We start from the raw sequence: 18945 nt of genomic DNA, 5'->3' as shown, positions 1-18945 counted from the left end.
CTCTAGCAACAGGGAACCCGCCAAAGAAAGTGATAAATTCCGCACAATCTTCATAGCTTTACCGAAACAAGGCAGCCCGTGACGCTCAAGCAGCTGGAAGCTTTCTATGCCGCCGCCACCGCCGCCAGCTTCGCGCTGGCGGCCACGCAGCTGCACCTGTCGCAGTCGTCGCTGTCCAAGCGCATCGGCGACCTCGAACGGCACCTGGGCCGGGTCCTGTTCGACCGCTCGGGCCATCGCGCCACGCTGACGCAGGCCGGCCGCGAACTGCTGCCGCGCGCGCGCGAGATCCTGGCCGCGGCCGACGCGCTGCAGGCGGCAATGGGACAGCAGGCGCCGCTGGCGGGCATCTGCCGGTTCGGCGTGGGCGAGCTGGCGGCCATGACGTGGCTGCCGCGCTTCGTCGCGCGCTGCCGGCGCGACTTTCCCGAGCTGCGGCTCGAACCGCACGTGGACCTGGGCCAGGCCCTGGAAGAGCGGCTGGAAAGCGGCGAGCTGGACTTCGCGGTGGTGGCGGGCTGGTCCTCGCGCAGCACCCTGGTGTCCCAGACCATCGCCAAGGTGCGCTACGGCTGGGCCGGCGCGCCCGAGCTGCTGCGCGGCCATGCGCGCATCACTCCCCGCACCCTGCAGGAAACCGTGGTCATCACCATGCCGCCGGGGGCCGGCTCCACGCGCATCTTCGATGCCTGGGTATCGGCCCACAACCTGGACGTGCCGCGCAGGCTGACCTGCAACAACATGACCGCCATCGCCGGGCTGGTCAGCGCCGGCGTGGGCATCGGCTTCTTTCCCGAGGGCTGGCTGCGCCCGCTGGCCGAGCGCGGCGCGGTGCAGCTGCTCGAAAGCGACCCGCCGCTGCGCAGCCTGCACTATTCCTTCCAATGCCGGCGCGACGACATCCGCGCCATCCTGCCGGCGCTGCGCGAGCGCGTGATGCAGGAAGTGGACTTCAGCGCGCCCCACCCGCTGCGCTGACGCGCAGGCCCGCCGGGTACGGTCTATCATTGGCGCAAGCGGCCCCGGCCGCGGCACCGAGATACTCAGGAGGACAACGTGGCCCAAGGCGAGCAGACCATCGCACTGCTTTATTTCGCGCGGATCGCCGAACTGACTGGCCGGCGCAGCGAGACCTGGCCGCTGGCGCAGCCCTGCTCGGGGCAGGCGCTGATCGAACAGCTGCAGGCACGCTACCCGGACCTGGCGCAAGCCGGCCGGCTCAAGCTGGCGATCAACCAGTACCACAGCAAGCCCGAGGCCATCGTGCAGCCCGGCGACGAGGTGGCGGTGTTCGAGCCGGTCACCGGAGGCTAGCCATGCGGCGCATCATCGTGCAGGAATCCGATTTCGACCCCGCCGCGCTGCAGCGTGCGCTGCACGAGGCGTGCGCGGGCCAGGCGGGCGCCATCGCCACCTTTACCGGCTACGTGCGCGACCACGCGCCCGGCCAGCCCACCGAGACGCTGACGCTGGAGCACTACCCCGGCATGTGCGAGCGCGAGCTGCAGGAGATCGGCGACGCCGCGATGGCGCGCTGGCGGCTGCAGGGCTACGTGATCCTGCACCGCTACGGCGAGCTGCCGCGCAACGCGCAGATCGTGTTCGTGGCCGCCGCCAGCGCCCACCGCGGCGATGCCTTCCAGGCCTGCCAGTACATCATGGACGCGCTCAAGACGCGCGCGCCCTTCTGGAAGCGCGAAACGCTGGCCGATGGCCGCCGCTTCTGGGTGCAGGCCAGGGAACAGGATGCCGAGAAAACCCGCCAGTGGGAGCAGGATCCCCGGCCCAACAAGGAGCTTTCAGGATGAGCAAGCAGCTGATCTGCGCCGTATTGACCATCAGCGACACACGCACCGCCGGCGACGACACCTCCGGCAACTGGCTGGCCGAGAGCCTGGCGCACGCCGGCCACGATTGCCGCAAGCGCGACATCGTCAAGGACGACATCTACCATATCCGCCGCGTGCTCAGCGACTGGATCGCCGACGAATCGGTGCAGGTGATACTGACCACCGGCGGCACGGGCTTTTCGCACCGGGACAACACCCCGGCCGCGGTGCTCCCGCTGCTGGACCGGCAGATCGACGGCTTCGGCGAGCTGTTCCGCCAGGTCTCCTACCAGGAGATCGGCAGCTCCACCATCCAGTCGCGCGCGCTGGCCGGCATCGCCAACGGCACGCTGATCTTCTGCCTGCCCGGTTCGAACAACGCCTGCCGCACCGCCTGGGAGCGCATCCTGCGCGAACAGCTCGACAGCGGCCACAAGCCCTGCAATTTCGCCTCGCATTTCGGCCAGGAATGACGATGCTCGACTTCGACAGCGCACAGAAAAAACTTGCCGAAGCCGGCCCGGCGCCGGCCGCGCCGCAAACCGTTGCCCTGATGCAGGCCAACGGCCGCGTGCTGGCGCGCGCGGCCACCGCCGTGCTGGACGCCCCGCCTGCCGACAACAGCGCCATGGACGGCTATGCGCTGCGCGCGGCCGACTACGCCGAAGGGCGCGGCCTGCCGGTGCACCAGCGCGTCTATGCCGGCGAGGCGCCGCAGCCCCTGCCGCCGGGCCAGGCCGCCCGCCTGTTCACCGGCAGCCTGATGCCGCCGGGCGCCGACACCGTGGTGATGCAGGAGGATTGCACCGAAACCGACGGCGAGGTCTTCATCGCCCGCCCGCCGCGGCCGGGCCAGCACGTGCGCCGGCGCGGCGAGGACATCGCCCGCGGCGCCACCTTGCTGCCCGCCGGCACGGTGCTCGGCCCGGCGCAGATCGCCGCGCTGGCCTCGCAAGGCATGGCCACGCTGGCGGTGTATCCGCGCGTGCGGGTCGGCATCCTGACCACCGGCGACGAACTCGTCGCGGCGGGCCAGCCGCGCGCCGAGCAGCAGATCTTCAACAGCAACGGCCCCATGCTGGCCGCGCTGGCCGAGGACATGGGCGCGGTGCCGCAGCGCGTGCTGCATGCGCCGGACGACGCGGCGTCGCTGCGCCGCGCCTTCGAGCAGCTGCTGGCCGAATGCGACCTGGTGCTGAGCGTGGGCGGGGTTTCCGTGGGCGAGCGCGACCTGGTCAAGCCCACGCTGGCCGCGCTGGGCGGCCAGCTGGATCTCTGGAAGGTGCGCATGAAGCCGGGCAAGCCGGTGGCGCTGGCCCACGTGGGCGGCAAGCCGGTGGTGGGCCTGCCGGGCAACCCGGTCTCGGCTTTCGCAGTGTTCGCCCTGATGGTCACGCCGATGCTGCGCCGCATGCAGGGCCGCGCCGAGCCCTTCCCCGCGGTCGAGCGCGGCGTGCTGCTCGCCGGCAAGCCCTATCGGGGCGACCGCGAGGAGTTCCTGCGGGTGCGCAGCAGCGTCAACGAACAAGGCGTGCGCGCGCTGACCCCTTATCCGCAGCAAGGCTCGGGCGTGATCAGCTCGCTGCCCTGGGCGCACGGACTGGCGCGCCTGCCTGCCGACACCACGGTGGAGGCGGGCGACCTGGTGCGCTACTACGACCTGAAGCACTGGCTGCGCTGAAGCGCGCGCGCGGCCTGCAGTTCCTCGGGGGTATTGAGATTGGCGAAAGACGCCGGCGTCCCGCCGCCCGCGCCGCGGCCGGCGGGGCACGCCGCGCCGGCCGGCGCATCGAAGCAGGCGATGGCCGCGCCTGCGGCCTGCTGCCAGGCCTGCACCCGCCGGCCGCCGCCGCGCAGATAAGCCAGCAGGCCGGGCAGCAGCGCGACCGAGGCCAGCATGCAGACCGGCTGCACGCGGCCCTGGGCCTGCGCCACCGCCAGCGGCGCGCCTTGCCGCAGGGCCGCTTCGCCCAGCCTGGCGGCCAGGTCCGGCGGCACGTGCGGCATGTCGCAGGGCCAGCTCAGCACCCAGGCGGTGCCGGCCTGCGCCAGCCCCGCCGCCAAGCCGGCCAGCGGGCCCTGGAAGGCGCCCAGCGCGGGATCGTCGGGCACCACCCGGCCATGACGCGCATAGGCCTGGGCATTGCGGTTGGCACTGATCAGGATGGCCCCCACCTGCGGCGCCAGCGCGGCGCAGATGCCGGCCACCAGCGGCTGGCCGTTCCAGTCGAGCAAACCCTTGTCCGCGCCGCCCATGCGCCGGCCCTGCCCGCCGGCCAGGACCAGGCCGGTGATCCGGGTGCGCGGGATGCCGGCCGGGCTTGCCATGCGCGGGCGGCGGCCTAGCCGCCGATGTAGCTCATCTCGATGCGCGGGGCATCGCGCCGGTCCGGCTGGCTGCCGCGCGATTCGGAATAGGCATCCTCGCGCGCGCCCCAGATCGCGGACAGCGCGCCGCGGATCCGCGCATCGTCGGCGCCCGAACGCAGCAGCGCGCGCAGGTCGTGGCCGCGGCTGGCGAACAGGCACAGGAAAAGCCGGCCCTCGGGCGAGAGGCGCGCGCGGTTGCAATCGCCGCAAAAGGCCTGCGTGACGCTGGTGATCAGGCCGATCTCGCCCTGGCCGTCCTCGTAGGCCCAGCGCTCGGCCACCTCGCCCGGGTACTGCGGGGTCAGCGCGCGCAAGGGCCACTGCGCCGCCAGCCGCGCCAGCACCTCGGCGCCCGGCACCACCTCGGCCATGTTCCAGCCGTTGGTGTTGCCCACGTCCATGTACTCGATGAAGCGCAGCACGTGGCCGCTGCCGCGAAAACGCCGCGCCATGGGCAGGATCTGGTGATCGTTGACCCCGCGGCGCACCACCATGTTGACCTTGACCGGCAAGCCGGCCTGCGCGGCCGCGTCGATGCCGCGCAATACGTCGTCCGGCGAGAAGTCGGCATCGCTCATGCGGCGAAACAGCGCCTCGTCCAGCGCGTCCAGGCTGACGGTCACGCGCGCCAGCCCGGCTTCGCGCAGCGCCTGCGCCTTGCGCGCCAGCAGGATGCCGTTGGTGGTCAGCGTCAGGTCCAGCGGCTGGCCGCCGATGCCGCGCAGCCCGGCCAGCATGGCGATCAGTTTCTCGACGTGCTTGCGCAGCAGCGGCTCGCCGCCGGTCAGGCGGATCTTCTGCACGCCGGCCTGCGCGAACAGGCCCGCCAGCCGGGTGATCTCCTCGAAGGAAAGCAGCTCGGGCTGCGGCAGGAAGCGGTAGTTGCCGTCGAATACGTCGCGCGGCATGCAATAGCCGCAACGGAAGTTGCAGCGGTCGGTCACCGAGATGCGCAGGTCGCGCAAGGGCCGTCCCCGCGCATCGCGCGGCGGCTGGCCGGACGTGTCCACGCCGCGCGCCTGCGCGCCGGACGCCTGCACGCGCACGGCCTGGTCCAGGCGGCGCTGGTCGACAAGGGGAATCACACGGTTCATGGTGTTCATGATAATGGCTCCGGCGCGCTACGCGCGCCCGCCGGCGTCCGGCAGCTTTCCGAAGGCCTGCTCCAGCGTCTGCAGCTGCCCGGTATGGCTGGCGTCGTAGCCGACCAGCTGCTGCACGTAGCCCACGTACTCGGGCCCGCGCATGATGTGCAGCAGGTCCTGCATGGCCGGCGTATCCAGGCTGGACTGGCGGATGGCGAAGAAATAGCGCTCGCGCACCAGCGGGATGAAATCCAGCCCGAAGCGGCAGGCCGCGGTCTCCACGCCCACACCGGTATCGGCCATGCCGCTGGCGATGTGCGCGGCGATGGCCATGTGCGTGAATTCGTTGGTCTCGTATCCCTGCACCGCGCTGATCGGAATGCCGGCCCGTTCGAGCAGCAGGCTGACCAGGTAGCGCGTGCTCGAGCCGATCTGGCGGTTGACGAAGCGCACGTCGGGACGGGCCAGGTCGGCGATGCCGCGGATCCGCTTGGGGTTGCCCGCCTCGACGAACAAGCCGGTATTGCGCACCGCCAGGTGGATCAGCCGATAGTCCTGCATGTCCAGCCATTGCGCGTAGCGCGCCATGATGGGTGCCTCGAATTCGCCCAGCGGCACCTGAAAGCCCGCCAGGTCGCATTCGCCGCGCTCGAGCGAGGCCAGCGCCTCGATGGCGGTGCGATAGCGCAGCTCCAGCCCTGGCGTCCTGCCGCTCATGTGCTGCATCAGGGCTTCGACGGCAAAGCCGTGGCTGGCGTGCAGCCGCAGGTGCGGGCCGGCCTCGGGCAGCAGGCGCTCGAGCTCTTCCTGCAGCTCGGATGCCAGGCTTTCCAGCGTGGGCATGAGCCGCGCATCGATGCGGCGGTTGGCCCACAGCAGGCGCTGCGCGAACGGCGAGAGCTTGGTGCCCTGGCGCCGCCGCGTGATCAGCAGCGCCGTGCCGAAGCTTTCCTCGAACTTGCGCAGCACGCCCCAGGCATGGCGGTACGACAGGCCGCAGGCCTTGCAGGCGCCGGCGATATGGCCGGTCGCATCGATGGCCGCCAGCAGGGCAAGGACTTCCTGCAGCGGCACGCTGTCCTGGCCGGGTCCGGAAAGCAGCCATTCGGGACGCAGGCCGACACGGAATTTATATGTCATTTATTTCTTATTGAGCAGGCCGAATTCGAGGATTAGAGTATGCGCAACCCGCCGGCTTCCTGGCCTGCCAGGAGATGGGCGGCAAAAATATATGCGATAAAAAACATAATAGTCCGGAGCCCGCCAGCCTGCAAGGCACGGGCCCGCCACCCAAAGGAGCGTGCACCATGTCCTCCCCTGCCCCCTTGCGCCCGGCCTCGGCCAACCCGGCTTCCACGGGCGGCGCGCGCAGCGCGCACGCGCAGCCCGCCGGGGCCCGCCTGCCGCCGCCCAGCCCGGCGGTGCAGGCCGCCTTGCGCATCGTCGAGCACCACCGCGGCACCGAAGGCCCGCTGCTGCCCATCCTGCATGCGCTGCAGGAAGAGCTGGGCTGTATTCCGCCCGAGACGGTGCAGCCGCTGGCCGATGCCTTGAATCTCTCGCGCGCCGAGGTGCACGGCGTGGTGAGCTTCTACCCGCACCTGCGCACCGAGCCGCCCGGACGCCACGTGCTGGCGCTGTGCCGCGCCGAGGCCTGCCAGTCGCGCGGCGCCCAAGCGCTGGCCGAGCACGCGCGCAAGGTGCTGGGCTGCGACTTTCACCAGACCACGCCCGACGGCCGCGTCACCCTCGAGCCCGTGTATTGCCTGGGCCTGTGCGCGCAATCGCCCTCGGCCATGCTGGACGGCAAGCCCCATGCCCGGCTGACGGCCGACAAGCTGGACCGCCTGCTGGCCGATGCGTCGGCCGCGGCGCACGCCTGAGGAGACCGGCATGTCCCAGCCCATCCCTACCCTTTACGTCCCCCGCGATGCCGCCGCGCTGGCGGTGGGCGCCGACGAGCTCGCCCAGGCCATCGCCGCCGAGGCCGCCCGGCGCGGCCAGGCCGTGCGCATCGTGCGCAACGGCTCGCGCGGGCTGCTGTGGCTCGAACCCCTGGTCGAAGTGCAGACGCCGCGTGGCCGCGTGGCCTACGGGCCGGTGCAGGTCCAGGACGTGCCGGGCCTGTTCGAGGCGGACTGGCTGCAGGACGGCCCGGCCGCCGCGCGCCACCGGCTGGCGCAGGGCCCGACCGAGGCCATCCCCTATCTGAAGAACCAGGAGCGCCTGACCTTCGCGCGGGTAGGCGTGACCGACCCGCTTTCGCTGGACGACTACCAGGCCCACGGCGGCCTGCAAGGCCTGCGGCGCGCGCTGGAGATGGCGCCGGCCGCCATCGTCGAGGAGGTCGTGCAGTCGGGCCTGCGCGGGCGCGGCGGCGCGGCCTTCCCGGCCGGCATCAAGTGGAAGACCGTGCTGGCCGCCGCCGGCCAGCGCAAGTACGTGGTGTGCAACGCCGACGAAGGCGATTCGGGCACGTTCTCCGACCGGCTGCTGATGGAAGGCGATCCCTACGTGCTGATCGAGGGCATGGCGATCGCGGGCCTGGCCACCGGCGCCACGCAGGGCTACGTCTACGTGCGTTCCGAGTATCCGCACGCCATCGCCACGCTGCGCCAGGCCATCGCCCTGGCCACGCAGGCCGGCTGGCTGGGACCGGACATCCTGGGCAGCGGGCGCGGCTTCACCCTGCAGGTGCGCGTGGGCGCGGGCGCCTACATCTGCGGCGAGGAAACCTCGCTGCTCGAAAGCCTGGAGGGCAAGCGCGGCATGGTGCGGGCCAAGCCGCCGCTGCCGGCGGTCCAGGGCCTGTTCGGCCAGCCCACGGTGGTCAACAACGTCATCACCCTGGCCTCGGTGCCCATCATCCTGGCCCAGGGCCATGCCGCCTACCGCGACTACGGCATGGGCCGCTCGCGCGGCACCCTGCCCTTCCAGCTGGCCGGCAACATCAAGCAGGGCGGGCTGGTCGAGAAGGCCTTCGGCCTGACCCTGCGCGAACTGCTCTACGACTACGGCGGCGGCAGCGCCTCGGGCCGGCCGCTGCGCGCGGTGCAGGTCGGCGGCCCGCTGGGCGCCTACCTGCCCGAATCGCAATGGGACATCCCGCTGGACTACGAGGCCTATGCGGCGGTGTCGGCCATGATCGGCCACGGCGGGCTGGTGGCCTTCGACGACACCGTGGACATGTCGCACATGGCCCGCTATGCCATGACCTTCTGCGCCGTCGAGTCCTGCGGCAAGTGCACGCCCTGCCGCATCGGCTCGACGCGCGGCGCCGAGGTCATCGACCGCATCCGCGACGGCCGCGAGCGCGAACAGAACGTCGCGCTGCTGCGCGACCTGTGCGACACCATGCTGGGCGGCTCGTTGTGCGCCCTGGGCGGCATGACGCCCTATCCGGTGCTATCGGCGCTAGAGCACTTCCCCGAGGATTTCGGGATTCCCGCAACCGCGCGCGCCAGCGCGCAGCCCGCGTAAGCGGCGCCCAAGACAGGCCGCCAAGGCCGGCAAAGGAGACAGGCATGCTGGAAACCGTCGTCAAACGCGAGCGCGACCTGGGCACGCCCGCCGTGCAATCCGAAACCCAGGTGACCCTGCGCATCGACGGCCAGTGCGTGCGCGTGCCGGCCGGCACCTCGATCCTGCGCGCGGCCGCGCTGGCGGGCATCAACATTCCCAAGCTGTGCGCCACCGACAGCCTGCAGGCCTTCGGCTCCTGTAGGCTGTGCCTGGTGCAGATCGAAGGCAGGCGGGGCTATCCCGCCTCGTGCACCACGCCCGTCGAGGAGGGCATGGTGGTCGCCACCGAAAACGACAAGCTGCGTGCGCTGCGCCGCGGCGTGATGGAGCTGTACATCTCCGACCATCCGCTGGACTGCCTGACCTGCCCGGCCAACGGCGACTGCGAGCTGCAGGACATGGCCGGCGTGGTGGGGCTGCGCAACGTGCGCTACGGCTTCGAGGGCGCCAACCACCTGGACGACGCGCCGGACGACTCGAACCCCTACTTCACCTACGACGCCAGCAAGTGCATCGTCTGCAGCCGCTGCGTGCGCGCCTGCGAAGAAACGCAGGGCACCTTCGCGCTGACCATCTCGGGCAAGGGCTTCGACTCGCGCGTGGCGGCCGGGCAAAACGAGTCCTTCCTGCAAAGCGAATGCGTCTCCTGCGGCGCCTGCGTGCAGGCCTGCCCCACCGCCACGCTGCAGGAGAAGTCCGTCATCGAGCTGGGCCAGCCCGAGCATTCGGTGATCACCACCTGCGCCTATTGCGGCGTGGGCTGCGGCTTCAAGGCCGAAATGAAAGGCCAGCAGGTGGTGCGCATGACGCCCTGGAAGGAAGGCCGCGCCAACCGCGGCCATTCCTGCGTCAAGGGACGTTTCGCCTGGGGCTACGCCACCCACAAGGAACGCGTGCTCACGCCCATGATCCGGGCCAGCATCAGCGACCCCTGGCGCGAGGTTTCCTGGGAAGAGGCCATCGCCTACGCGGCCGGGCAGTTCCGCCGCATCCAGCAAACCTACGGGCGCGACGCCGTGGGCGGCATCACCTCCTCGCGCTGCACCAACGAAGAGACCTGGCTGGTGCAAAAACTGGTGCGCGCGGCCTTCAACACCAACAACGTGGACACCTGCGCGCGGGTTTGCCACTCGCCCACCGGCTACGGCCTGAAGCAGACGCTGGGCGAGTCGGCCGGCACCCAGACCTTCGACTCGGTGATGAAGACCGACGTGGTGATCGTGATGGGCGCCAACCCCAGCAGCGGCCACCCGGTGTTCGCCTCGCGCCTGAAGCGCCGGCTGCGCCAGGGCGCGCGGCTGATCGTGATCGACCCGCGCCGCATCGAGCTGGTCAGCTCGCCCCATATCCGCGCCGACTACCACCTGCAGCTGCGCCCGGGCACCAACGTGGCGCTGCTGACGGCCCTGGCCCATGTGATCGCCACCGAAGGCCTGGTCGACGAGGCCTTCGTGGCCGAACGCTGCGAGGCGCCGGCCTTCGCGCAGTGGCGCGAGTTCGTCTCGCGCCCGGCCAATTCGCCCGAGGCCACGGCCGAGATCACCGGCGTGCCCGCCGAGGCGGTGCGCGGCGCCGCGCGCCTGTTCGCCACCGGCGGCAACGGCGCCATCTATTACGGATTGGGCGTGACCGAGCACAGCCAGGGTTCGACCACCGTCATGGCCATCGCCAACCTGGCGATGGCCACCGGCAACGTCGGCCGCGAGGGCGTGGGCGTCAATCCGCTGCGCGGCCAGAACAACGTGCAAGGCTCCTGCGACATGGGCTCGTTCCCGCACGAGCTGCCGGGCTACCGCCACATCTCCGATGCGCAGGTGCGCGCGCAATTCGAGGCAGACTGGGGCGTGCGCCTGCAGCCCGAGCCGGGCCTGCGCATCCCCAACATGTTCGACGCGGCGCTGGGCGGCACGTTCAAGGGCCTGTACTGCCAGGGCGAGGATCTCGTGCAGTCCGATCCCAACACCCAGCACGTGGCCCAGGCGCTCTCGGCCATGGAATGCATCGTGGTGCAGGACCTGTTCCTGAACGAGACGGCCAAGTACGCGCACGTGTTCCTGCCCGGCTCCTCCTTCCTGGAGAAGGACGGCACCTTCACCAACGCCGAGCGGCGCATCTCGCGCGTGCGCAAGGTGATGGAGCCGCGCAACGGCATGGCCGACTGGGAGATCACCATGGCGCTGGCCAATGCGCTGGGCTATCCCATGCACTATTCGCACCCGTCCGAGATCATGGACGAGATCGCGCGCCTGACGCCGACCTTCGCCGGCGTGTCCTACGAAAAGCTGGACCGGCTGGGCAGCCTGCAATGGCCCTGCAACGAGCAGGCGCCCGAGGGCACGCCCATCATGCACGTGGACCAGTTCGTGCGCGGCAAGGGCAAGTTCATGATCACGCAATACGTGCCCTCGGACGAGCGCGCCACGCGCCGCTTCCCGCTGCTGCTGACCACGGGCCGCATCCTGTCGCAATACAACGTGGGCGCGCAGACGCGCCGCACGCCCAACGTGCTGTGGCACGACGAGGACGTGCTGGAGATGCACCCGCAGGACGCCGAGGACCGCGGCGTGGCCGAAGGCGACTGGGTGGGCGTGCAAAGCCGCGCGGGCGAGACGGTGCTGCGCGCCACGATCACCGACCGGGTGCAGCCGGGCGTGGTATACACCACCTTCCATTTCCCGGAGTCGGGCGCGAACGTGGTCACCACGGACAGCTCGGACTGGGCCACCAACTGCCCCGAATACAAGGTCACCGCGGTACAGGTGATGCGCGTCTCGCAGCCTTCCGAATGGCAGCGCAAATGGTCGCGCTTTACCGACATCCAGCAAAAGCTGCTGCGCGAGCGCGCCCGCGAGGCCGACGTATTGCCCGCGGGCAAATAGCTTGCACACCGCCATGGCCACGACCCGTCCCGCCCCCCAGACCGATGCGCTCGACGCGCCCGAGCGGCCCGTGCACGTGCCGGCGCCCGTGCTGCGCGTGCGCGACGGCCGGCACGCCGGCGCGGACCAGGACAGCCTGGCCGAGGAAACGCCCATCGCGCTGGAATACAACGGCGTCAGCCATGCCACCTTGCTGGCGACGCCGGCCGACCTGGAGGACTTCGCGCTGGGCTTTTCCCTGACCGAAGGCATCGTCGAATCGGCCGGCGACGTGCGCGACCTGGCGCTGCGCGTCGAACCGCAAGGCATCGTGGTCGAGCTGGAGATCGCCAGCGCCTGCTTCGCCCGCCTCAAGGACCGGCGCCGCGCCATGGCCGGGCGCACCGGCTGCGGCCTGTGCGGCGTGGAAACGCTGTCCGAGGTCGTCCGCCCGCTGCGGCCGGTGCCGCAGGGGCCGGCGGTCCGGCTCTCGGCCATCCTGGCCGTGCAGCGCCAGATGCGCGAGCGCCAGTCGCTGCACGAGCGCACCGGCGCCACCCATGCGGCGGCCTGGGCCGACGCGCAGGGCCGCCTGGCGTCCGTGCGCGAGGACGTGGGCCGGCACAACGCCCTGGACAAGCTGGTCGGCGCCCTGGCGCGGGCCGGACGCGATCCGCGCCAGGGCATCGTCGTGGTGTCGAGCCGGGCCAGCTTCGAGATGGTGCAAAAGACCGCCTATACCGGCGCGGCCGTGCTGGCCGCCGTCTCGGCGCCCACCGCCCTGGCGGCGCGGCTGGCCCACGAGGCCGGTCTGGCGCTGCTGGGCTTCATGCGCGGGCAGGACTGCACCGTGTACGCCGGCGCCGGGCGCATCCTGATCGACCCCATACCAGATCCCGCCACAGACTGAGCTCCCATGGACACCCGCAATCTCATCCGCATGGCCAACCGGATCGGCGACTTCTTCGACGCCCTGCCCGACCGCGACGAGGCGCGCGAAGGCATCGCCAACCACATCCACAAGTTCTGGGAGCCGCGCATGCGCACGGCCCTGCTGGACTTTCTCGCGGCCCAGCCCGACGGCTGCCACGAGGACGTGCAACTGAGCCCCAGCGTGCGCGAGGCGGTGCAAGCCAACGCGCAGCGCCTGGCCCCCGCCCCCCTTGACCGGCATTAGCCCCGAAGTACCCGAGGAGAAGCAATGAATACACCAAGCAGCGCCACGCTGGACCTGCCGGCCGCCCCGGCCGGCTTTCTCGACAAGGAACGCACCATCGCCGGCCCCGGCTTCAACCGCTGGCTGGTGCCCCCGGCCGCCCTGGCCATCCACCTGTGCATCGGCATGGCCTATGGCTTTTCCGTGTTCTGGCTGCCCTTGTCCAAGGCCGTGGGCGGCTCGGCGCCGCTGGCCTGCCCGGCCGACATGAGCCTGCTGGCCGAGCTGTTCACCACCTCGTGCGACTGGAAGATCTCCACGATGGGCTGGATGTACACCCTGTTCTTCGTGCTGCTGGGCTGCTCGGCCGCCCTGTGGGGCGGCTGGCTCGAACGCGCCGGCCCGCGCAAGGCCGGCGTGGTCTCGGCCCTGTGCTGGTGCGGCGGCCTGGTGATCTCGGCGGCCGGCGTGTACCTGCACCAGATGTGGATGCTGTGGCTGGGCTCGGGCGTGATCGGCGGCATCGGCCTGGGCCTGGGCTACATCTCGCCGGTCAGTACGCTGATCAAGTGGTTTCCCGACCGGCGCGGCATGGCCACGGGCATGGCCATCATGGGCTTTGGCGGCGGCGCGATGATCGGCGCGCCGCTGGCCGACCTGCTGATGCGCTACTACGCCACGCCGACCTCGGTGGGCGTATGGCAGACCTTCCTGACCATGGCCGTGATCTATTTCGTGTTCATGATGTCCGGCGCCATGGGCTACCGCGTGCCGCCTTCGGGATGGAAGCCCGAAGGCTGGACCCCGCCGGCTTCGCAGGCCCAGAACGCCATGATCACCAAGGGCCACGTGCACGTCAAAAAAGTCTGGGGCATCCCGCAGTTCTGGCTGGTGTGGGCCGTGCTGTGCCTGAACGTGACCGCCGGCATCGGCATCATCGGCATGGCCTCGCCGCTGCTGCAGGAAGTATTCGGCGGCCGCCTGATCGACGAGAACCTGGGCTATGCCGAACTGAGCGCCGAACAACTGGCCGCCATCGCCGCCATCGCGGCGGGCTTTACCGGCCTGCTGAGCCTGTTCAACATCGGCGGGCGCTTCTTCTGGGCCAGCATGTCCGACAAGCTCGGCCGCAAGACGACTTATTCCATCTTCTTCGTGCTGGGCTTCGTGCTGTACGCCGCCATCCCCTGGACCGGCCACATGGGGCAGCTGGCGCTGTTCGTGGGCGCCTTCTGCATCATCCTGTCCATGTACGGCGGCGGCTTCGCCACGGTGCCGGCCTACCTGGCCGACCTGTTCGGCACGCAGATGGTGGGCGCCATCCACGGGCGCCTGCTGACCGCCTGGTCGGCGGCCGGCATCTTCGGCCCGGTGCTGGTCAACTACATCCGCGAATACCAGCTGTCGCTGGGCGTGCCGCGCGCGCAGGTCTACGACGTCACCATGTACATCCTGGCCGGCATGCTGGTGCTGGGATTCCTGTGCAACCTGGCGATCCGCCCGGTCAATCCCAAGCACTTCATGAGCGAGGAAGAGCTCAAGCGCGAGAAGGCCCTTGCCCACGAACGCGCCGCGGCCGCCGAAGTCCACGGCACCGGCTCGGCCACCCGCACTCCCATGGCCCTGGTGCTGTTCGCCTGGGCGGCCGTGGGCATCCCGCTGGCCTGGGGTATCTGGGTGACGCTGCAAAAGACGGCGGTGCTGTTTCACTGAAAGCCGGCACCGGGAACGGGCGCGGCGCTGCCGCGCCCCGGCTTCAGGCCGGCCGCGCCTGCGCCCTGGCCACCCGGCACACGCCCACCATGCATACCGCCGTGCCCAGCGCCATCAGCCACGATAGCGGTTCGCCGAACATGGCCCAGGCCCATAGCAGGGTGACGGACGGGCTCAGGGTCAGCACGGTAGAGACGCGGGTGGCCGAACCGCGCTGCAGGCACAGCCAGTACAAGCCATAGCCGCCCAAGGTGGACAGCCCGGCCGTCCAGGCCACGCTGAGCACGAAGCCCGCGGTCGGCTGCGGCAGCAGGCTGCCTTGCCAGCCGGCCAGGATGGCGAAGGCGGGACACGCCGCGGCGCATTGCAGCCATAGCTTGGCCGCCAGCGGCAGGGCAGGGCCGCGGTCGATGCGGCGCTGCCACAGCGTGGCGACGGCCAGCGCAAGCATGCCCGCCAGGGGCAGCGCATAGGCCCAGGGCGGCGCGCGGCCCCAGGCCAGGGCGTCATGGCTGACCATCAGCATGCCGGCCAGGCTGACGGCCAGCCCCAGCCAGACCGCGCGGCTTACCGCCTGGCCCAGCACGCCGGCCGATAGCAGCACCACCCCCAGGGGCAGCAGGTCGGCAATCAGCGCGGCCAGGCCGGCGGGCACCCCCAGTGCTATCCCCTGGGCCACGCCGGCCAGGTAGCCGGCCGTGGCCAGCAGGCCCACCCCGGCCTGGCGCAGCAGGGTGCGCGGGCTGGCGCGGCGCAGCGCCGGCAGCGCCCAAGGCAGCAGCACCGCCACCACGGTCACGAAACGCCAGAAGATGACAAGAAAGACCGGCGCATGGTCCAGGGAAAGCCGCACGCCCACGAACCCCGAGCTCCAGGCCACCACCAGGGCGGCCTCCAGCAGCAGCAAGGGAACGGCGGCCAAGGCGGGCGAGCCGGCCGCCCTCGGGGCGCAGGCATCGGCGGAGCAGGAGGACGGCGCGGCGCAACGCGCGGCAATCGGATCGGGCATGGCCAGGCACAAGCATTCAAAAACTTGACCTTAACCATCCCTACGTATTTAATAAATCAAAACTATCTGTTCTTGTTATTTAAGAATATTTGATCATGGCCGCCGTACTCGACATCGACCTGCTGCGCACCTTCCATGCGGTCGCGCGCCTGGGCCAGTTCCGGGCCGCCGCCGAGCACGTCCACAAAAGCCCCGCGGCCATCAGCGTGCACATCCAGCGCCTGGAGTCGCTGGCCGGCGGCCGGCTGTTCGACCGCGACAATCATTCGGTGGCCTTGACGCCCCTGGGCCAGCGCCTGCTGGCGGGCACGGCCGAGCTGCTGCGGATGCACGACAAGGTGGTGGACGAGCTGCACGGCCCGACCGTGGCGGGCCGGGTCAAGCTGGGCGTGCCCGACGAGTATGCGGCGCACGTGATCCGGGACATCCTGCCGGGTTTTTCGGCCGCATGGCCCGAGGTGGTGCTGGACGTGGTCACCGCGCCAAGCCAGGCCCTGGCCGAACAGGCCGCGCGCGGCCGGCTCGGTTGCGCCATCGTGGCCCAGCCCCTGCCCGCGGGCCAGGGTGCCGTGGTGCCGCTGGCCGTCACCCAGCCGGTGTGGGCCGGCGCGGCTGGCTGGCGCGCCGGCCGCGCCGATATCCTGCCGCTGGCGCTGCATGCCACGGCTTGTCCCTATCGGCGCGCCATGACCGAAAGCCTGACGCGGGCCGGGCGCCGCTGGCGCATCGTGCTGAGCACCCCGTCCAGCCAGGCGATCCAGGCCTGCGTCGAGGCCGGCCTGGGCATCAGCCTGCTGGACCAGGCGCGCTTGACGCCGGCGATGCGGGTGCTCGAGGAACTGCCGCGCGTGGCGCCCCACGGCGTCTACCTGCTGCGCGCGCCAGGCCGGGCCGAGGATCCGGCCGCCGACCGGCTGGAACAGGAAATCCGCCAGCGCTTTCGCCTGGGCTGACGGCGGCTCGCGCGGCGCGCTCAGCCCGGGCGCGCGAACCCCGCGCGGGCTTGCTCGATCCGCTCGCGCATCACGCAGTCCCGCGCATGATCGTTCACCAGCCCCATCGCCTGCATGAAGGCGTACAGGGTGGTGGGCCCCACGAACTTCCAGCCGCGTTTTTTCAGGTCGCGGGACAAGGCCAGCGATGCGGCCGAGACCGAGACCGTCTGCGGCTCGGCCAGCCCGGCGGGATCGGGCTCGTAGCGCCAGAAGAAGGCGGCCAGCGAGCCTTCGCGCTCGACCATTTCGCAGGCGCGGGCCGCGTTGTGGATGACCGCCTCGATCTTGCCGCGATGGCGGATGATGCCGGCATCCTGCAGCAGCCTGGCCACGTCGGCCTGGCCGAAGCCGGCCAGGCGCTCGAAATCGAAGCCATGGAAGGCGGCGCGGAAGTTCTCGCGCTTGGCCAGTATGGTGCGCCAGCTCAGGCCCGACTGGAAGCCTTCCAGACACAGCTTCTCGAACAGGCGCCGGTCCTCGCCCACCGGCCAGCCCCATTCGGTGTCGTGGTAGTGGAAGAACTCGGGCGCCGCGGCGCACCAGCCGCAGCGGGGCTGCCCGTCGGGTCCGGGGATGGTGGTGGTCACTACGCTGCCTCCGTGCTGCGCGCTCCGGCATTCGCCCTTGGGGCGGCCGGCGGGTTCATGCCGCGCCCGCCCGCCGGGCCTAGCCCTTGGCCTCTTCCTTGACGCGATAGACCAGCACGCCGGTATGGGCCAGCGACAGCACCTTGGCGGTGACGCTGCCCAGCAGCAGGCGCGACAGGCCGCTGCGGCCGTGGCTGCCGATGAAGATGAGGTCGCAGCCGTTTTCCTCGGCCGCCTGCACGATGCCGTCGGCCACGTTGAAGTTGGACACCGAGACGCTGCTGGCCTTGACGCCGGCCGTCTCGGCGCGGTGCATGACCGCCTCGAGGTATTTCTCGGCCTGCTCGGCGGCGGCCTTCTCGTAGGATTCGTCGGTGATGGCGTAGGCCGCGGCCATGCCGTCGAAACCGATGGTGGCGGCAAAAGGCTGGGTGACGTGCAGCGCGACGATCTCGGCCCCGGTCGAGCGGGCAAAGCTGACGCCGGCGTTGGCGGCCTGTGCGGACAGCGGCGAACCGTCGGTGGGAATCAGGATTTTCTTGAACATATCGCCTGCTCCTAAAAGTGGGGACGTGGCCCTATGCTAACGGATAAGCCCGTCCGCGCCATTGCGTTTTCGCAAAAAAAACTGCATCGCGCCGGGAGCCGGCGCGCGCACGGCCCTTAGCCCTGGCCGGTGGCCGCGCGGTAAAGCACCGTGCAGCGCGTGCCCGAACGGCAATACGCCAGGATGGGCGCCGGCAGCGTATTGAGCAGCTCGCTGAAACGCTCGACGTCGGCCGGCGTCATGGCGCCGCTGACCACGGGCTGGTAGGCCACCTCCAGCCCCGCGGCCCGGGCCGCCTCGCTGACCTGGGCCGAGGTGGGTTGCTCGGGGCCGCCTTCGAAATCCGGACGGTTGATGATGACGCTGCGATACCCTGCGGCGGCCACGGCGCTCATGTGCTCGGGCCCGAGCTGGGGCGCCACGGCGAAGGCTTCGGTGATGGGGTTGATGGGGGTGCTCATGGCAAGGACTCCTTTGTGCAAACCACAGTATAGGCAAGCGGCGCCGACGCGGCGCCATGCCCGGCCTGCTGCCGCCTTGAAAACCGGCGCGGCCGGCCCCATACAGGCAGTACCGGCTGCTCAAGAGAGGGCCGGCGAGCCCGCGGGCGCCATTGCCGGCTTCCGCGCGCACAGTCCGACCATCCATATTGCTTGTTTACGAGGATTTGGCAATGAACACGACTTTCGACTTCACTCCCCTGTTCCGGTCCAGCATCGGCTTTGACCGCATGCTCAACGTGCTCGAGAAGGCGCGCCGCATCGAGAGCATCGACAATTGGCCGCCCTACGACATCACCAAGGCGGACGAGGACCGCTACCGCATCACCATGGCGGTGGCCGGCTTCTCGCAGGACGACCTGTCCATCACCCAGGAGCGCAACATGCTCGTGGTGTCGGGCCGCAAGTCCGAGGAAGAAGGCGTGCAGTACCTGCACCGCGGCATTGCGGCGCGCGCCTTCCAGCGCAGCTTCGAGCTGGCCGACCACGTCAAGGTGATCGGCGCGAGCCTGGCCAACGGCCTGCTGACCGTCGAGCTGCAGCGCGAGATCCCCGAGGAAATGAAGCCGCGCCGTATCGGCATCTCGGTGGACTCGCCCGCGCTGCCCGCTGCCCAGGCCGGGCGCATCGGCGTCGAGGACGGCGCGGCCGCCCAAGCCAGGCAAGCCGCCTAAGGCGCCGTCCGGGGCGCTCGTTGCGGGCGCCCCGCGTGCGGCGGGCGCGCCCGCGCCGGATCTTCGCGCCGCCCGCGCCCCGCGCGGCGGCGCACGGCCA

The 18945-nt window shown here is 70.6% G+C and carries 20 protein-coding genes; 13 read left to right on the top strand and 7 right to left on the bottom strand.

Annotation, left to right across the window (positions count from 1 at the left end; genetic code table 11):
• Window positions 1-78 precede the first annotated feature (78 nt).
• The 5 genes from V8Z80_RS18020 to V8Z80_RS18000 all read left to right on the top strand — a co-directional run bounded on the left by V8Z80_RS18020 (window position 79) and on the right by V8Z80_RS18000 (window position 3510).
• Window positions 79-978, top strand: coding sequence for a LysR family transcriptional regulator (locus V8Z80_RS18020; RefSeq protein ID WP_336063004.1), 900 nt, complete (start codon window positions 79-81; stop codon window positions 976-978).
• Between the two features lie 78 nt (window positions 979-1056).
• Window positions 1057-1314 (top strand): MoaD/ThiS family protein, encoded by a 258-nt coding sequence (locus tag V8Z80_RS18015; RefSeq protein WP_336063003.1) that lies wholly within the window; start codon window positions 1057-1059, stop codon window positions 1312-1314.
• A gap of 2 nt (window positions 1315-1316) precedes the next feature.
• Window positions 1317-1808: a molybdenum cofactor biosynthesis protein MoaE gene (locus tag V8Z80_RS18010; protein ID WP_155192069.1), complete on the top strand. Its 492-nt coding sequence runs from the start codon at window positions 1317-1319 to the stop codon at window positions 1806-1808.
• Window positions 1805-2302, top strand: a complete 498-nt coding sequence (moaB, locus tag V8Z80_RS18005; RefSeq protein ID WP_336063002.1) for a molybdenum cofactor biosynthesis protein B — start codon at window positions 1805-1807, stop codon at window positions 2300-2302. The genes V8Z80_RS18010 and moaB overlap by 4 nt, the downstream gene beginning before the upstream one ends.
• A 2-nt stretch (window positions 2303-2304) precedes the next feature.
• Window positions 2305-3510 carry a molybdopterin-binding protein gene (locus V8Z80_RS18000; protein ID WP_155192073.1) on the top strand — a complete coding sequence of 402 codons (1206 nt, stop codon included), beginning with the start codon at window positions 2305-2307 and terminating at the stop codon, window positions 3508-3510.
• On the opposite strand, the gene mobA is transcribed toward V8Z80_RS18000, so the two are convergent.
• From mobA to V8Z80_RS17985, 3 genes are read right to left on the bottom strand one after another with little or no spacing between them, the layout of a single operon-like run.
• Window positions 3483-4157, bottom strand: a complete 675-nt coding sequence (gene mobA, locus V8Z80_RS17995) for a molybdenum cofactor guanylyltransferase MobA (protein WP_336063001.1) — start codon at window positions 4155-4157, stop codon at window positions 3483-3485. The genes V8Z80_RS18000 and mobA overlap by 28 nt on opposite strands.
• Before the next feature lie 14 nt (window positions 4158-4171).
• Window positions 4172-5293, bottom strand: coding sequence for a GTP 3',8-cyclase MoaA (moaA, locus tag V8Z80_RS17990; protein WP_336063032.1), 1122 nt, complete (start codon window positions 5291-5293; stop codon window positions 4172-4174).
• A 27-nt stretch (window positions 5294-5320) separates the two neighbouring features.
• Entirely contained in the window at window positions 5321-6424 is a 1104-nt protein-coding gene (locus V8Z80_RS17985; protein ID WP_155192076.1) for a substrate-binding domain-containing protein, read from the bottom strand.
• Between the two features lie 167 nt (window positions 6425-6591).
• Between V8Z80_RS17985 and V8Z80_RS17980 the strand changes: the two genes are divergently transcribed.
• Genes V8Z80_RS17980 through V8Z80_RS17955 form a run of 6 tightly spaced genes read left to right on the top strand, consistent with a single transcriptional unit; the run spans window position 6592 to window position 14533 of the window.
• The gene (locus V8Z80_RS17980; protein ID WP_155192078.1) at window positions 6592-7167 is read left to right on the top strand and encodes a formate dehydrogenase subunit gamma; all 576 of its coding nucleotides are present in this window, start codon (window positions 6592-6594) and stop codon (window positions 7165-7167) included.
• A gap of 10 nt (window positions 7168-7177) precedes the next feature.
• Window positions 7178-8764 carry a formate dehydrogenase beta subunit gene (locus V8Z80_RS17975; protein WP_155192080.1) on the top strand — a complete coding sequence of 529 codons (1587 nt, stop codon included), beginning with the start codon at window positions 7178-7180 and terminating at the stop codon, window positions 8762-8764.
• A gap of 44 nt (window positions 8765-8808) precedes the next feature.
• Window positions 8809-11685, top strand: coding sequence for a formate dehydrogenase subunit alpha (gene fdhF / locus V8Z80_RS17970; protein WP_336063000.1), 2877 nt, complete (start codon window positions 8809-8811; stop codon window positions 11683-11685).
• A gap of 13 nt (window positions 11686-11698) precedes the next feature.
• On the top strand, window positions 11699-12574 hold the full coding sequence (gene fdhD, locus V8Z80_RS17965) for a formate dehydrogenase accessory sulfurtransferase FdhD (RefSeq protein ID WP_155192084.1): 876 nt from the start codon (window positions 11699-11701) through the stop codon (window positions 12572-12574).
• A gap of 6 nt (window positions 12575-12580) precedes the next feature.
• Window positions 12581-12841, top strand: a complete 261-nt coding sequence (locus tag V8Z80_RS17960) for a formate dehydrogenase subunit delta (RefSeq protein WP_336062999.1) — start codon at window positions 12581-12583, stop codon at window positions 12839-12841.
• Window positions 12842-12865: 24 nt separating this feature from the next.
• Window positions 12866-14533: an OFA family MFS transporter gene (locus V8Z80_RS17955; RefSeq protein WP_155192088.1), complete on the top strand. Its 1668-nt coding sequence runs from the start codon at window positions 12866-12868 to the stop codon at window positions 14531-14533.
• Between the two features lie 43 nt (window positions 14534-14576).
• On the opposite strand, the gene V8Z80_RS17950 is transcribed toward V8Z80_RS17955, so the two are convergent.
• On the bottom strand, window positions 14577-15455 hold the full coding sequence (locus V8Z80_RS17950) for a DMT family transporter (RefSeq protein ID WP_336062998.1): 879 nt from the start codon (window positions 15453-15455) through the stop codon (window positions 14577-14579).
• A gap of 182 nt (window positions 15456-15637) precedes the next feature.
• Between V8Z80_RS17950 and V8Z80_RS17945 the strand changes: the two genes are divergently transcribed.
• Window positions 15638-16495, top strand: a complete 858-nt coding sequence (locus tag V8Z80_RS17945; protein ID WP_336062997.1) for a LysR family transcriptional regulator — start codon at window positions 15638-15640, stop codon at window positions 16493-16495.
• Between the two features lie 20 nt (window positions 16496-16515).
• Here V8Z80_RS17945 and V8Z80_RS17940 read toward each other — a convergent pair whose 3' ends face one another.
• The 3 genes from V8Z80_RS17940 to V8Z80_RS17930 all read right to left on the bottom strand — a co-directional run bounded on the left by V8Z80_RS17940 (window position 16516) and on the right by V8Z80_RS17930 (window position 18132).
• The gene (locus V8Z80_RS17940; RefSeq protein WP_336062996.1) at window positions 16516-17124 is read right to left on the bottom strand and encodes a DNA-3-methyladenine glycosylase I; all 609 of its coding nucleotides are present in this window, start codon (window positions 17122-17124) and stop codon (window positions 16516-16518) included.
• A 79-nt stretch (window positions 17125-17203) separates the two neighbouring features.
• Window positions 17204-17671 carry a universal stress protein gene (locus V8Z80_RS17935; RefSeq protein WP_155192094.1) on the bottom strand — a complete coding sequence of 156 codons (468 nt, stop codon included), beginning with the start codon at window positions 17669-17671 and terminating at the stop codon, window positions 17204-17206.
• A 116-nt stretch (window positions 17672-17787) separates the two neighbouring features.
• A complete protein-coding gene (locus V8Z80_RS17930) occupies window positions 17788-18132 on the bottom strand; it encodes a TIGR01244 family sulfur transferase (protein ID WP_155192095.1) in 345 nt (114 codons plus the stop codon).
• Window positions 18133-18344: 212 nt separating this feature from the next.
• Between V8Z80_RS17930 and V8Z80_RS17925 the strand changes: the two genes are divergently transcribed.
• Complete coding sequence (locus V8Z80_RS17925; RefSeq protein ID WP_155192097.1) at window positions 18345-18845, top strand: Hsp20 family protein; 501 nt, start codon at window positions 18345-18347, stop codon at window positions 18843-18845.
• Window positions 18846-18945 lie beyond the last annotated feature (100 nt).

The organism is Orrella sp. JC864, from assembly GCF_037026685.1.
Taxonomy (GTDB): domain Bacteria; phylum Pseudomonadota; class Gammaproteobacteria; order Burkholderiales; family Burkholderiaceae_B; genus Orrella.
Note: the sequence above shows the minus strand (reverse complement) of the source record. Positions and strands in the feature narration are given on the sequence as shown.